12 protein-coding genes and 1 pseudogene are annotated in these 15,119 nt (G+C 63.3%); all 13 read right to left on the minus strand.

The window, feature by feature from the left end; translation table 11 throughout:
* Positions 1–35 precede the first annotated feature (35 nt).
* Positions 36–1,203 (minus strand): annotated as a pseudogene (locus tag DID96_RS20190) (tyrosine-type recombinase/integrase).
* A gap of 337 nt (positions 1,204–1,540) precedes the next feature.
* Positions 1,541–2,293, minus strand: a complete 753-nt coding sequence (locus DID96_RS20195; RefSeq protein ID WP_124601036.1) for an SDR family NAD(P)-dependent oxidoreductase — start codon at positions 2,291–2,293, stop codon at positions 1,541–1,543.
* Positions 2,294–2,444: 151 nt separating this feature from the next.
* Complete coding sequence (locus tag DID96_RS20200) at positions 2,445–3,236, minus strand: enoyl-CoA hydratase/isomerase family protein (protein ID WP_185732307.1); 792 nt, start codon at positions 3,234–3,236, stop codon at positions 2,445–2,447.
* A gap of 143 nt (positions 3,237–3,379) precedes the next feature.
* Positions 3,380–4,291, minus strand: a complete 912-nt coding sequence (locus tag DID96_RS20205) for a LysR family transcriptional regulator (RefSeq protein ID WP_185732308.1) — start codon at positions 4,289–4,291, stop codon at positions 3,380–3,382.
* 147 nt (positions 4,292–4,438) lie between these two features.
* The gene (locus tag DID96_RS20210) at positions 4,439–5,800 is read right to left on the minus strand and encodes an MFS transporter (RefSeq protein ID WP_124601038.1); all 1,362 of its coding nucleotides are present in this window, start codon (positions 5,798–5,800) and stop codon (positions 4,439–4,441) included.
* 102 nt (positions 5,801–5,902) lie between these two features.
* The gene (locus tag DID96_RS20215; protein ID WP_124601039.1) at positions 5,903–6,655 is read right to left on the minus strand and encodes an SDR family NAD(P)-dependent oxidoreductase; all 753 of its coding nucleotides are present in this window, start codon (positions 6,653–6,655) and stop codon (positions 5,903–5,905) included.
* A 28-nt stretch (positions 6,656–6,683) separates the two neighbouring features.
* Entirely contained in the window at positions 6,684–7,565 is an 882-nt protein-coding gene (locus tag DID96_RS20220; protein ID WP_124601040.1) for an SMP-30/gluconolactonase/LRE family protein, read from the minus strand.
* The gene (locus tag DID96_RS20225) at positions 7,562–8,149 is read right to left on the minus strand and encodes a nuclear transport factor 2 family protein (RefSeq protein ID WP_124601041.1); all 588 of its coding nucleotides are present in this window, start codon (positions 8,147–8,149) and stop codon (positions 7,562–7,564) included. The genes DID96_RS20220 and DID96_RS20225 overlap by 4 nt, the downstream gene beginning before the upstream one ends.
* Positions 8,150–8,210: 61 nt before the next feature.
* Positions 8,211–10,253 carry an acetate--CoA ligase family protein gene (locus DID96_RS20230; protein ID WP_124601042.1) on the minus strand — a complete coding sequence of 681 codons (2,043 nt, stop codon included), beginning with the start codon at positions 10,251–10,253 and terminating at the stop codon, positions 8,211–8,213.
* Positions 10,254–10,355: 102 nt separating this feature from the next.
* Complete coding sequence (locus DID96_RS20235) at positions 10,356–12,635, minus strand: acyl-CoA dehydrogenase family protein (protein ID WP_260463958.1); 2,280 nt, start codon at positions 12,633–12,635, stop codon at positions 10,356–10,358.
* 87 nt (positions 12,636–12,722) lie between these two features.
* Positions 12,723–13,496 (minus strand): enoyl-CoA hydratase/isomerase family protein, encoded by a 774-nt coding sequence (locus tag DID96_RS20240; protein ID WP_124601044.1) that lies wholly within the window; start codon positions 13,494–13,496, stop codon positions 12,723–12,725.
* A gap of 40 nt (positions 13,497–13,536) precedes the next feature.
* Positions 13,537–14,355: an SDR family NAD(P)-dependent oxidoreductase gene (locus tag DID96_RS20245; RefSeq protein WP_221624592.1), complete on the minus strand. Its 819-nt coding sequence runs from the start codon at positions 14,353–14,355 to the stop codon at positions 13,537–13,539.
* A complete protein-coding gene (locus DID96_RS20250; RefSeq protein WP_124601045.1) occupies positions 14,336–15,100 on the minus strand; it encodes a carboxymuconolactone decarboxylase family protein in 765 nt (254 codons plus the stop codon). The genes DID96_RS20245 and DID96_RS20250 overlap by 20 nt, the downstream gene beginning before the upstream one ends.
* Between the last annotated feature and the right edge of the window lie 19 nt (positions 15,101–15,119).

Consider the following 15,119-nt stretch of genomic DNA (forward strand, 5'->3'; position numbering starts at 1 on the left):
GAAATGCTCGGGATCCAGCGGAAGCGCCGGGTATTTTACGCGTCGGGCGTGTCGTGCGGCGCAGCGGATTTTGTTGAGAATTGCGCGTCTGTGGTCTGCGCATGCCGACGATCGTCTTCGGCGTGCAGGTAAAGCCCCGTGGTCTCGATCGATGCGTGGCGCAGGTTTTTCGGGATGAAGCGGATATCGGTGCCGGCGTCAGCTTGATGGGAGGCGTCGCTGTGGCGCAGCCAGTGCGTGGAGGCACGCCGCAGCGTCGCGGCGCCGATCGGTTCGGTGGGCTCAAGCGCATCGGCCGCACGCCGGAACACTTCCCTGGTGATCAGGTAGACCGCAGTGGGCGTCAGGTGTCGTTCGCCGCCGGCAATGCCCATCACGACGGGCGTCGTTTCGTCCGGCGCAGGCATTGGCGACAGGCCATAGAACGTGCGATAGCGGGCAATCTCTGCCATCAAGGTGTCAGCGACCGGCACTTCCCCTTCCGTGCCGCCTTTGCCAATGACGTGCAGCCACCAGCGCCCACGCCGCTCGAAAAAATCGGCCGCTTTTGCTTGAGCCGCTTCGCTGGCGCGCAATGCGGTGTGATACAGCAACCGGATCAGCCAGCGGCTGCGTTCGTAGTGCCGGCGCTCGCGAGGCGTGTCCTGTGGCCACGTCTCGACCGAGTCGAGCACGATCTGCCACAACGCATGATCGAGATAGCGTTCGATGCGACGCTTACGCGCGGCGGTCGTTGCGCGCGAGCGACGTAGCGCCAGCGGGTTGCCGGCGAGATAGCCGGCAGCGACCAGGTAGTTGAAGAGTCCCGAGAGGATGCCGAGTGCCTGACGCCGGCTGCGTTCTGATAGCGGTCCATCGAAGAGCCGCCGGCTGCCGCCGCGGCACGGTAGCGCTGGATCGGCCCAGTCCGCAGGGGGAGCCGCCAAAAACCGCTCGTAGAGCAAGAAATCCTCGCGCGTGAGGCTCGAGAGCGGCTTGCCGAGCGCGCGCGTGGCCCAGATGAGCAGGCGCACGGCTTCCTTGCGGTAACTGCGCAGCGTGTGCGGCGAGCCCGCGTACTCGGCGAGCCACAAGCGCACGGCCTCGATGCCCGTGTCGGCGGCGATCTGCCGGTGGGCGTCGCGCGCGGTTGGTGCCGTCGCGGTCGTCAAGTGCGGCGGGCAGCGCGACAGGCAGAAGTGCTCGGGCATCGTTGGACTCCACTGCGAGGAAAAGTACCCCCACGGTTGAACACGAGTCTCCCCAACGCTACCCAAAAAGTCTTTCAGAACTCGATGAACAACAGGAACACTCAGCACGCCGTATTGTTTACCACGCCATTGATTTTAAATCGATCACCCAATCCGCCGAGCGTCACTGAACGCTCCTGGGTTAAAAAAACGTCGGACGTTGAAAACGTACTGCCAGTGGGTGGTCTGCGACTACGCGCTCGATCTCACCTGAGTCGGCGCAGGGCGCTGCGCGGCAGCGCCCGTTTTCCTCATCGATCGTGGTCGCGGATGGCAAGATGATCAAGCCGGATTTCTACCCGGCCGTCGCGCTAGATATTCGTGAAGGTGATGCCACCGTCGACGGCCAACCATTGCGCGGTAATGAAGCCCGCGTCGCCCGAAGCCAGATACACGATCGCCTTGGCGATGTCGTCGACGTCGCCAAGGCGGCCCAGCGGGGTCGTGGCCACGCGTCTGGCATCACGCTCTTCGTTGCGGTTGCGGACCGTGCCTTCGGTCGGCACGGCCGACGGGCAAACCGCGTTGACACGGATCTTGCGGGGCCCGAGTTCTGCCGCCGCGGCTCGCGTGATGCCTAGGATTCCCGATTTGATGCCCGAATAGACGATGGAGTTGGCGGCCGAACGCAGCGCCGCCGTCGAGGCCACGTTGACGATGGCGCCACCTTCGCCCATTACCGCTGCAGCAGCCTGGATGCCCCAGACCACGGCCTTGAACCCGATATCGAGCATTCGATCCATGGTTTCGGGCGCGATGTCCGAAACCGACTGGTAGCGCACCCAGGCCGCATTGTTGACGAGAATGTCGAAGCGTCCCGCTTTGGCGTGAACTTCGTTCACCGCCTCGGTGATGCCGTCGCGGGTGCTGACGTTCTTCACGACCGGGAACGCCTGGCCGCCGGCGGCGATCACCGCGGCGACGGTATTGTCGACCAGTTCTTCTTTCAGGTCGTTCACGCCGACGACAGCGCCACGGGCCGCCAGTCGAAGCGCCGTAGCCTTGCCGATACCGGCGCCCGCGCCGGTCACGAGGGCATGGCATCCGGCCAGATCGTATTGCATTTCAGTCTCCGTCGAAAACGAGTTGAGAAACCGCTTCGTACATACGCGGAAGGCGGTAATGGCGCGGCCCGGCGCTCCACGGATTTCGCCGACACCATTGCCGGCTTGCCGACAGTGTCACGGCATGGGAATGGTGTCCCGAAGCCGCTTTTCAGCGGCCTTTGAATACCGGTTCACGCTTTTCCAGGAACGCCATGCGCGCTTCTTTGGCGTCTTCCGTCCTGGACAGCATCATCGTGATGTCCTGCTCGTGACGGTAAGCCTCGCGCTGAGGCATGTGGTCGGTGAAATTCGCGGCTTTCTTCGCTTGAATGAGCGCGATGGGCGACTTCCTGGCGATGCGGCGCGCAAGTTCGAGGGCGTGGGGCAGAAGCGCATCAGCGGGCAGCACGTCTTCCAATACGTTGCGACGGAGAAGATCCTGTGCCGTCAATCTGTCGCCCGTAAAGAACATGCGGCGGACGGTCGAACGACCGAACAGCGTGCGCAGCATCGACGCGCCGCCGGCCAGGCCGACGTTGATTTCCGGCATCGCGAATACGGCGTCTTCGCTCGCGTACATGATGTCGCATGCGGCCATCAGGCCCAGGCCGGCTCCCAGCGCGGCGCCGTTGATTGCCGCGATCACGGGCTTCGCGCATTCCTTGACCGCATTGCCGGTTTCGCGGGTCCAGCGATTGTGGTCGAGGAAGTCTCCCGGGACGTCGGGATCGGGGCGATCCCGGAGGTCCGCGCCTGCACAGAAGGTGTTGCCGGCGCCGGTCAGCACGGCACAGCGAATGTCGTCGCGCGCGCTGATTTCGTCAAATACGGCAATGAGACGGCGACGCATCGCTCGCGACAGCGCATTCTTGACCTCGGGGCGATTCAGCGTGACCAGGGCCACGCCGTCCGTGACTTCCAGGGTGACCGAGTTCGTGTCTATGCCGAGTGCTTCGCTCATGGTCGTGTCGTCTCCAAAGGAACTTATTGGTGTGGCTCCCGGAAATTGTACTGCCGCAAGGTCGGACGATTTTCAATCAAAAACGCGTTCTGATTTACCTAAAACAATGGGTAGTCTGCGCGACATCGGGGCGTTACCATGCGTCACGGCGACTCGTAAGCGGAGAACCTGAGTTCCGACCCGGACACACGGGACGCCACGAAATCCAGGAACAGGCGGATCTTGGTCGGGATGGCGGGCGAATCGATGATCGTCGCGTACATGCCATCTTCAAAGCCGGAGTTGGTCACCTGATACTCGGGAAGCAGGCGGACCAGTTTTCCGCTTATCAGATCCTTGTGGACCGTGTAGTCGTCCAGCAGGACGATGCCTTCGCCCATGCGCGCGAATTCCAGCAGCGCGATACCGTTGTTGCTGACATGGCGAGGCTGAAAATGGACTTCGGTCTCCACGCCGTCTTTTCGGAATCGCCAGGAATAGCCGGTGCCCGGCATGGAATACGCAATACATTGATGATTCTTCAGTTCTTCAGGCGAAGTCACGGGGCTTCGGTCATTGAAGTAACCCGGAGACACCACCAGGTAGCGATCACTGCGGAACAGGATTCGGCGCTTGATTCCCGATTCGATAGGGGGCGCAATTCGGAAATCGATATCGATTTGATCCTTGTTCAAATCGGACGGCGCTTCGCTGAGCGCCAGTTCGATTTGAATGCTCGGGTACAGCTTCGAGAATTCGCAAATCAGGGTCGGCAATACACCGAGGCCGAACATGACTCGCGAGTGCACGCGCAGCGTGCCCGACGGGGCCGAAGTGATGGACGAGATGCTGCGTTGGGCATCGTCGATGCTGCGCAGAATACCTTCGACGTGCTTGGCGTACTCGATTCCGGCTTCGGTCAGCGTGACGCAGCGTGTAGTGCGCGTGAACAGCTTGACCTTCAACTCGCTTTCGAGATCCATGACCATTCTCGAAACGGAGGCCGGGGCGATGCCGAATTGGCGAGCAGTTTCAGAAAAGCTCTTGTTTCTGGAAATGGAGAGGAAGAATTCCATTGCACGGAGTCTGTCCACGACGTCTCACCTTCCCTGTTGCCGATGCACAGGGCTATTGTATGTATGGGGTTATCCCGATCAGTAAAAGCACAAAGCCGCTACACGTTGGCAGCGGCTTTGCCGAGTCGAATTCGGATTCGCTTGCTGTCAGTGGATGGCTTCGCCTGAGGGCAGGCCGACATAGCCACAGCGCAGTGCAGGAATGCCGAAGCCGATGCAGAAGATCGACACCGACGCGATCACTGCCGGCAGCGCAATCCATGCAACGATGGTTGTCAGCGGCCAGCCCAGGCTGATCATAACAGGGCCGAGGAACGTGCCGGCAATCCCACCGAAGCGGCCCATGCCGAGCACCCACGCGGCACCCGTGGCGCGGCTGCTGGTCGGGTACATTTGCGTCGCGAGCGTGGACATCGACGAGCAGGCGCCATTGTTGGTCATTGCAGCCATGATCAGCAGCGTGAGCAAGGCATCGCCGCGTGCACCGCTGACCGAGACCAGCAGCGCCATCAGCATGGAGATCGCGAAGTATGCGGAGATAACGCGCAGCGGGCCGAACTTGTCCATGAGAACGCCGCCCAGCAGGATGGCGATACCCGAGCACCAGTTGAACCACATCATCGTGTCGGCGGTCTGGGCGAGCGTGCGGCCGTCTCCCTGGAGAATGGTCGGGAGCCACATGCTCAGCACGTACAGCGTGATCGTGGAACAGATGTACGCAACCCAGAGCAGCAGCGTCGGGCCTCGCAGTTCAGCCGAGAACAGTTCGGAGACCGGCAACCGGCGCTTTTGCGCCGCAACCGCGGAGTCGGCCACGAACGTCGTGTCCGTGAAATCGGCTGCGGGGTCGATGCGCTTCAATGCCTTCGCGATCCGGTCCTGTCCCTTACCCGCCGCTGCCAGGTATCGAACCGATTCCGGAAGAAAGAACGCGAGCAGCACGGCAACGACGATCGGGGCGATGCCGCCGGTGATCAGATAGCCTTCCCAGCCGTGGGTCGGGATGACCGATTTGGCCAGCGGGCCGGTAATGCCGCCGCCCACGGCGAAGCCGAAGAGCATGAAGTTCACGGCGCGCGAGCGCATGCGTGAAGGCAGAAACTCGTTCATCAGCGTCGCGCACAGCGGGATGGCGGCGCCGAGGCCAACGCCCGTCAGCAAACGCGACCACATCAGCTCGGTCACATTGGTCGAGCAACCTGCCGCGATCGAGAACACACCGAAGAAGGCCACCGAGATCACGAGCACGACACGGCGGCCGATACGGTCGGCGAGCGGCGCGCCGAAGATGGCGCCAATGCCGATACCGACCAGCGCGGCGCTGAGCACCGGCGCCAAATCGGCTTTGGTCACGCCCCATTGCTTGATCAGCGCGGGTGCGATCAGGCCCATTGCCGAGGTGTCGAGGCCATCGAGGACGATGGTCAGGAACATCAGGGTAAAGAGAATTGCGTGAAAAGGCTTGAGTGGTCGTTGATCGATGAACGACTGGACGTCAATGGTCTTCATGTTGTTGTCTCCTTTTATGTTTTGAATAGGATGCAAGACGGGCGGAGCGCGTTGCCGCGTCGTCCTGATCGAGGGTTAAATCACGCCGGCTCCCGACATGCGCTAGAGATAGGCAATGGCGGACCCGCCATCCACGCGAACGCATTCGCCGTTCACGAACGCGCTTTCATCCGAGGCCAGGAAGCACACCGCATTCGCGATGTCTTCCGGCTGGCCAAGACGCGGCATCGGCGTCTTCGCCTGGCGGATCTTGCGCGTCTCTTCGGATACGTTCTTGACCACGCCTTCGGTCTCCGTGTAGCCGGGAGCAACCGAGTTCACGCGAATGCCGCGCGGCCCCAGCTCCGCCGCGGCCGCGCGCATCAGGCCGAGCACGCCGGCCTTCACGCCGCAGTAGACGAGCGCCTTGGGCAGGCCAATGAAGCCCGACGACGAAGCAATATTGACGACCGCGCCACCGTCCTTCATGTAGCGAGCCGCAGCCTGAATGCCCCATACGACCGAATTGAAACCCGTGCCGGTCATCATCGACACGTCTTTCTCGCTGATCTCGAGAACGGGCGCATAGCGAACCCACATCGCGTTGCTCACGATCACGTCGAAACGACCGGCGACTTCGACGAGGCCGCCTGCGGCCTGGAAAATCGTGTCGCGTTCCGCAACGTTGCCGCCGAAAGCGTACGCGACGCCGCCCTGTGCGTTGATGTCGGCGGCTGCGGCCCGGGCGTTGTCGAGGTCGCGGTCCAGAATGCCGACGATCGCGCCTTCGCGAACGAATTTATTGACGATACCGCGGCCAATGCCCTGGGCGCCGCCCGTCACAAGTGCGACCTTGCCTTCGAGTTGTTTCGCCATTTCTGCTCCTGAACGTCGTTGAATTGATTCACTGATCCTTGAAGCGGCATTCCGGCAGTCCGCGCACGCCTGTTCCGGTGACGGCGACCATGGCGCCGGCAAGCGGGTTTTCGCTCCTGAGCGCGTTCCCGCTGTTGCTGATGCTGGTCACGAAGACCGTATCGAGTGCCGGGCCTCCGATACACGGGCAGCTCGGATAGACCGTAGGCAGGTCGATCACCCCATCCGGCCGCCCGTCGGGCGTGAATCGAGCGAGTTGCCCCGAGAGAACTAGCGCGGTCCAGAGGCTGCCGTCGGCGTCGACGGTCGCACCGTCGGGACCTGATCCGAACGGTGTCGTGTCCGCGAACAGCGTGCGCTCGCCCAGCGTACCGGTCGAGGAATCGTAGCGATAACGACGCAGCTGGTGACTTGGACTATCCGAGAAGTACAGATACTGGCCATCGGGTGAGAAGCAGGTCGAATTCGTGACGCAAATACCTGTTTCCAGCACCTTCAGATTGCCGCGGCCGTCGACCTGATACAGCACTCCCACGGGTTCGCGGCGACCGAGTGCCATCGAACCCAGAACGAGACGGCCTTCGCGATCGACCCGGCCGTCGTTCAGGCGCATATGCGGGGCAGGGTGCGCCACATCGACGAAGTGCGTGAGCTCGCCGCTTTCGGTATCGAGAAAGTGGAAGCTGTCCACGAGCGCGACGAGCAGACGACCGCTTTCGCACAATGCGATGGCGCCGATCGGCGCCGGCAGGTTCCATTCGCGCACCGTATTCGTTGCCAGATCACGCGCTTTCACGACACGCGCGTGGGAATCGATCCAGTACAGGATCTGCTCGCGATCATCCCACAGAGGGCACTCGCCCAGTGCGTCACGGGATTCGCCGGAAATGCCGATGGCGTGATATGTCATTGTGCTTCCCGGCCGTCGTTCGGTTCTGCTGCGCGACGCGCAAGAATATCGGCACGGACTTCGTAGAACGTATCATCGGGGCAGCGCGCGCCGAGCGGGCGGCGCGCGCTGCCGAACATGCCGATGTCGGTCGAATCGGCGACCGGCGTACTACGCGACCAGTCGTAGACCACCGTGCGGGCCGCGACCTTCCATTCGCCATCCCGCTTCTCGAAACGGTCGATATAGCGGCCATACAGCGAGACTTCAGTGACCGCGCCGGGCACGACTTTCCGATCCTCCTGGACGGCGTGGAAATAGCTTTCCGCCAAAGCCTGATCGCCGTGCAACTCGATCATGATGTTGCCGATCAGGTGAACGCCGCGGCCCGGTGTCTTGAGCATGTCCAGTGCCCAGTCGCAGAATCCCGTTGCCGCACCCTGGTACGGGCCGTGGCGGTCCGTTGCATCGTCCCAGTAGGTGGCGCGCAATGCCGTCTCGTCACCGCGGTCGACGCCGCGGCAATAACGGTAGAGACATTCGCGAATGGCTTCACGGTCGAGCAGATCCTGCACGGCCTTGTTCGATACGTCGTTGTTGCTCATCTGTGTCCCTGACTGGAGAAAGGAAGCACCGATGGGCCCATCGGTGCCTTCCGGCTTGCCGTTATTGCGTGACGATCACCGCGTCGAGCACGGCGGCGCCGGTCTCGCGCACAACCAGCGGATTGATGTCCACGCTCATGATTTCCGGGTGATTCATCGCGAAATCGGACAGCTTGACCATGGCCTGGACCAGCGCGCCCGTGTCCTTGGGCGCCGCGCCGCGCCAGCCCTTCAGCAACGCCGCGGCCTTCACCTTGTCGAGCGCCTGGCGGGCGCGCGCGTGCGTGAGCGGGGCGGAGACCAGGGACACGTCCTTGTAGAGCTCGGTATTGACGCCGCCGGCACCGACCAGAATCATCGGGCCAAAGGTGGCATCGTTGTTCACCCCGAGGATCATTTCGGTGCCGCCAACGATCATCGGGCACACCAGAATGCCTTCGATCCGTGCGCCGGGGGCACGCAGGTGGACGCTGTCCAGGATCTGCCGGTACGCGGCGCGCACGGCGTCGGCGTTCTTCACGTTGAGCGCAACGCCGCCGACTTCGGTCTTGTGCATGATTTGCGGGCTCACGATCTTGAGTACCACCGGGTAGCCCATCGCATCGGCGGCAGCCACCGCCGCATCGGCGTCGGCGGCCAGGACGTCTTGCGGCACCGGCAGGCCCGCGTCGGCCAGCGCTTCCTTGGCGAGGGCTTCCGTGGTCACGTTGCCCAACGCCCGGACCTGACGTGTCGCTTCGGCCGGCTCGTAGAGGTTCGCCCACCGGGCGCGGATCGTCGCTGCGGCGCCCAGTGCGAGCGTGGCGCGCGTCGCGTCGTTGAATACCGGAATGCCGATCTTTTCGAGTTCGCGGTCGACTTCGGGCAGCGACAGCGTGACGATGATGACGTCGCGTTCCGGATGCGTCGCCTTGAGCTCGGCCAGCGGCTGCGCATAACGGGTCTTGAACGTTGCGGGAGCCAGGCCGGCCGATGCCAGATACGCGAGCGTCGTACCGTAGCTGCTGTTCGAGAGCATCAGGTCGAGCGCGCGCACCGTGCCATTCCTGACCGATGTGATCTGCGCCGTGACGTCGAGCGGGTTGGCGGCGACCGCGAACGGAAGCAGCTCGAGCATGGCCGTTCGGGCGGCGTCGGGCAGCGCGGGCATCGTGAGGCCGGAATCGCCACAGGCGTCTGCGACCATCACGCCGATACCGCCCGACGATGTGAGCACGCCCAGTTCGTTGTTGACGGGAAGATGGCCGGCGGTCGAGATCAGGTAGGCGATGTCCAGCATCTGCTCTTGCGACTGGGCGCGATACGCACCGCACTCCGCAAACACGGCATCGTAGGCCGCGTCGTTGCCGGCCAGCGAGCCCGTGTGGGTGGCGGCGGCGGCGGCGCCGAGCTCGGAGCGGCCGACCTTCATCACGATGACCGGCTTGTGCGCGTTGGCCGCCTTCAGCAGCGCGCGCCGCAGTTTCTGGCCGTCCCTGGCCGATTCGAGTGCGGCCAGGATGACCCGGGTGCCAGGATCACCAGCCAGATAGTCGATGGCTTCCGCGACATCGACGTCCGCTTCGTTGCCGGTGGCCACGATCTTGCTGAATCCCATGCCGCGCAGCGTGGCAGCGCCGTACAGCGCCGAGCCGAACGCACCCGACTGCGTCGCCAGCGCGATGTTGCCGGCCTTGGGGCTGACACCGTAGAGCACGACCGAGAACGTCGAGAACAGACGCGATTCAACGTTCAGCAGACCGAGCGAGTTCGGGCCGATCATGCGCACGCCGGCGGCTTTGCACATCGCGGCCATCCGGTCCTGGACGGCGCGGCCTTGCGCATCGATTTCGGCAAAACCTGCGGTCAGCACGACCACGGACTTGACACCTTTCTCGATCGCGTCGCGCAATGCCGATTCCACGCTGCCGGTGGGAACCACGATGATCGCCTGGTCCGGAACGTCGGGGACGTCGAGGATCGACGGATAGGCTGCAAGCCCCTGGATTTCCGAGCCGCTGCGGTTGATCGGGAACAATTTGCCTTGATAGCCGGATTCGCGCAGGAATCGCAGTACGCGGCCGCCGATGCGGTCCGCATCCGACGAGGCGCCGATAACGGCCACCGATTTTGCGTCAAACAGGGTGCTGAGCGTAGACGATGTCATAGTATGCGAGTGAGATCGATGACTCCCCGGTCGCGTCGGGGAGCCTGAATCAGGCCGGACTCAGGCTTGTGCGACGAGCCAGTCGAGACATTGGCTGCGGTTGCCGAACCGTTGTGCCGCAGTGCGCGATTGCATGCAGAGCTGGGTCGCGGGCATTTCCACCGTCATGCCCATGCCGCCGTGCATCTGGATCACCGCGTGGCCGACCTGTTCGGCAACGCCCGCACAGAACCTCTTGGTCAGCACGACCAGGCGGTCGATCGCGCAGTCATCGCTGCCGGTGAAACCTTCGAGCAGCCGGGCGACCTGCCCCTTGATCCCCTCGTAGGCCACATAGCAATCCACGACGCTGTGCTGGAGGACCTGGTGGACGGCCAGCGGCTTGCCGAACTGCACCCGGTCGTTGAGGTACTGGATCGTCTGTTCGACCTGCGCACCGACCGCGCCCACGATCTGGACGCATGTCAGCAGCGCCCCGATCTGCAGCGCCTGGTTGACCGCGACGTTGGCGGCGGCGCCGGACAGCACGATGTCGTCCTCGTCGACCTGGAGGCCGTCAACGTCGTAATCCACGGTCACCGCGCCGTCGATCCCGCGGAAGAACCGGGCGCGCCCGGCCAGACGGGCACGCTCGATCAGCACCAGGGCCTGACCTTGCGTGGTCGACGCGTTGAAGACGACATGCGTGGCCGGTTCGCTTTCGTTCGAGCCGCGAATGGCGCCGCGCAGCACGTTGTCTTCGAGGCTGACCGTGGCGGCCTGGAGCGGCGTGCCCGAAACCGATTGCAGAACCGGCGACACGGACGCTTCGCCGCCCAGCAGTCGTTCGAGCACCGGCGCGACCTTCGGCGCGGCGGCCGCTGCTTCGAGGAGAACCGGGGCCACCGCACAACGCTCGACCAGCGGAGCGACGTTCGGATAACGCGAGGCCGCCTCGACGATGGCCGCGAGATCGGCGAGCGTCGCGCCGATGCCGCCGTTGTCTTCCGACACCAGAACCGACTGCCAGCCCAGTTCGATGGCTTGCCGCCATTTCCCCGACGCCTCGCCTTCGACGGCGTTGCCCGGCTGCGTTTCAGCCGCGGCGGCCAGACGTGTCGAAGAGTCGAACATGTCGCCACGGAACATGTTGCTCACGGTATAGCCGGCGCCCATGATCGATTTGGCGATGATGTTCTTCTGGACCTCCGTCGAGCCGCCCGCCAGCGTGCGCGAACGGTAGAACAGGTAGGTATGGACGAAGTTGCGTTCGAGATTCAGTTCGTCTTCCGTCGCTGCCAGCGGCAGAAGGCGCGCGGCATACTCGGGACCGAGCACGTCCATTGCAATCGACGTTACTTCCTGGCTCAGCTTCGAGCACGCCATTTTCAGCGCGGAGGACTTCGACGATTGCAGCGTGCCTGCCATGTCTTCCCTGATCGCCGAAAGCAGGATCTCGCGCGTCCCGTATGCGCCGGCTTCGACCTCGAGCAAGTGATCGAGCGCCTTCAGCAGCGACGGGGTGGCGCCCTGTTCCGTGATCTTGTGCTGAACCAGTTCGGTAACCTGCTGAACGTGACGCAGCAGGCGCGGCATCAGGGCCGGGCTCAGGCGTTCGCGATCGAGCAGGAATTTGCCGTACGACCAGCCCTGGCCTTCGGCGCCGATGCGATTGAACACCGGAACCTTCACATCCTTCAGGAACACTTCGTTGACGTGGTGCCACTGGTCGATCGTGTGAATCGGGCGAACTTCAATGCCCGGCGTATTCATCGGGATCAGCAGCAGCGTGATGCCTTCCTGACGCTTGCCTTCGTTGCTCGTTCGCACGAGCGTGTACATGATGTCCGCTTCCTGCGCGTGCGACGTCCAGATCTTCTGGCCGTTGACGATGTAATGCTCGCCGGACTCGTCCAGGATCGCGGAGGTCTTCAGGGACGCGAGGTCGGAGCCGGCGCCGGGTTCCGAATAGCCTTGGCACCACCATTCCGATCCGTCGATGATCGGAGGCAGAAAGCGCGCCTTTTGCTCGTCCGTGCCGAATGCCTGGATGACAGGGCCGATATGGCCGATGCCGTGGTGATACAGTTGCGGGCAATCCATTGCCGCCGTCACTTCCTCGAAGATCAGGCGCTGCATCACGTCCCAGCCCGGCCCACCGAACTCCCTGGTCCAGCCCGGCGCCGAATAGCCGAGCCCGCCCTCGGCCATCGCGGCCGTGTACCGGCTCAGGAGCTCACGGCCCAGCTTCTGATTGGCGCGCGTGGCGGCACGCACTTCGGCGGGGACATGCGCTTCGATATAGTCGGCGATTTCGTGGCGAAACGCCGCATAAAACGCTTCGTCCTTCACTTGATCCACTTCACTCATGATTGACTCGATTTAATCCAGATGGGGCGGCCGGACCGGTTCGGGGCGGCGCCACGGACGCTTCGACGGCCTGGTTGATCAGCGGCCCACGTACACGGGGGCCCGCTTTTCGAGGAAGGCGCGCTGCGCTTCCTTCGAGTCTTCGGTCTTTGACAGGAATTCGGTGTTGCCCTGCTCGTAGCGATAGGCTTCACGCAATGGCATGTTCTCGGTCAGGCGAGCCGCTTCCTTGGCGAGACGCAGCGCAATGGGCGACTTCGACGCAATTTCCCGGGCGATTTCCATCGCGAACGGCAGCAGCTCCTCCTGCGTCGTGCATGCTTCCACGAGGCCCAGCCGATACAGCTCGCGCCCCGTGACTTTCATGCCCGTGTAAAACATGCGGCGGGCGCGCGACTGGCCGAAAATGCGATTCAGGAACGACACGCCTCCGGCAAGGCCGACGTTGATCTCCGGCATCGACACGTAAGCCTCTTCCGATGCCACCCAGATGTCCGAGTTCATGACGATGCCGAAGCCGGCGCCCATGGCTGCGCCATTGATCGCGGCAATGATCGGCTTCGGGCATTCGCGAATCGCATATGCCGATTCGCGGACGATACGGTGATGCCTCGCAAATGCGCCGGGTTGCGACAGATCCTTGCGGTCGCTGATGTCGGCCCCGGCCGAGAACACGGAACCTGCACCCGTCACGACGATCACCGACACGTCGTCACGCGCGCCGAGCACGTCGAAACACTCGATGATTTCATTGCGCATTTCGGTGTTCTGGGCATTGCGCTTTTCCGGTCGGTTGAGCGTCACGAGAGCGATCTTGTCTTTGATCTCGACCAGCAGGGTATTGAATTCCATGATGTAACGTCCTCTAGTTGGGAGTGCTTCTTAAATCCGATCAGATGCGCGGAATGTTTGCCATGACGACCTGGCTCAAACCGCCGTCGATCAGGAGATCTTCGCCGTTGACGTAGCCGGACCGGTCGCTGGACAGGAACAGAATGGCCTGCGCCATGTCCTTCGGGGTTGCGATCCGGCCGCTGGGCACGGCCTGGTTGCGCGCCTGGAGACGGCGTTCGTCCTGGTAATACGCGTCGCTCATCGGAGTGCGAACCAATCCGGGGCTGACGCAATTGCTGCGAATGCCGAAAGGCGCGAGTTCGAGGCAAAGCTGCTTGGAAAGCATCAGCACGCCAGCCTTGCTCACGCTATAGGCAATGCCGTTCGGTATCGCGATGTCGCCACCGATGGACGCAACGTGCACCATGGTGCCGCCGTGTCCCGCATCGCGCATCTGCGCGCCGAACGCCTGCGCGCAAAGGAATGCACCGGTCAGGTTGATCGACAGCAGACGGTTCCATTCATCGGGCGATGCATCCAGCAGCGCGGTACGACCGCCACCGCCGACACCTGCGTTGTTGACCAACACCTGAGCGGCGCCGAACTCGCGACAGACCGTTTCGGCGGCACGTGCCACGGACGCGGCGTCGGCGACGTCGCAGCCGATCGCGATCGCGGCGCCACCGGCCAGCCGGATATCGTTGACGACTTCGGTGCAGAGCGCTTCGGTACGGTCGATAACCGCAACTTTCGCGCCTGCCGCCGCCATTTGCCTGGCCGTTTCCGAACCGATCCCGCCGGCACCGCCCGTCACGACGCACGTGCGTCCGGACAGACCCAGCCACGACATCGGATGTTCAATGTGACTCATGGCCATGCCCCTTCCCGGATGCGAACAGTTCGTCGAGCGACATTGCGCCCAACGCGGTGCCATGCACGGAGAGATGCGCACCGAGCTGGATGACCTGGAGAATGTCCCGCGCGTCAATCCCGTTGTTCAGGGCGGCACGGATATGGCGGCGTAAGGCGCCGGGATTGAATGCAGTAAAGCAGGCATTCAAGGCGATCTGGACGAGCAGGCGTTCGTTATCGCGCAAGCCCTGGCCGGTGCCGCCGAACTGGATGAAGTCCGCCACCACGCGCGCGTACTCCGCATCGAATCGCGCCAGGTCTTCGATCAAGGCCGCGGCGGCGGGATGCGCGGCCTTGAACGCGCCGCTGAGCTGCATGCCGGCGGACGCGATGTCGCCGGGCTCGCGCGCGTCCAGTTCCTCACCGAGAATGGCGGCGCCCGCATGGACGGCTTCGAGCCCCTGCATCGCCACCAGATGCAGCACGTCGAGCACGTCAAAAGGGGTGGCGCCCGCCTTTACGGCAGCCTTGAGATGCGTCGCCAGACCCGGGCCGTACATATGAGACGACGACGCATCGAGGGCGACATAAACCAGCTCCACCATCCGGGAACCGAGCGGTCCGTTCCTTGCGGGCTGACCGGCATAATCCGCATAGCGCTCGAGAAAGTCGGGATGGAGATTCAGAATGGCATCGGTCCACGGACGCCAATAGCCGCGTGCGGCGATGAATTTGTCCTTGATCCGCTGTCGTTCGATTGACTGCTCCATCCTCGTCTCCATGTGTCGT

This window comes from Burkholderia sp. Bp8963, from assembly GCF_003854275.1.
In the GTDB taxonomy this organism is placed as follows: Bacteria; Pseudomonadota; Gammaproteobacteria; order Burkholderiales; family Burkholderiaceae; genus Burkholderia.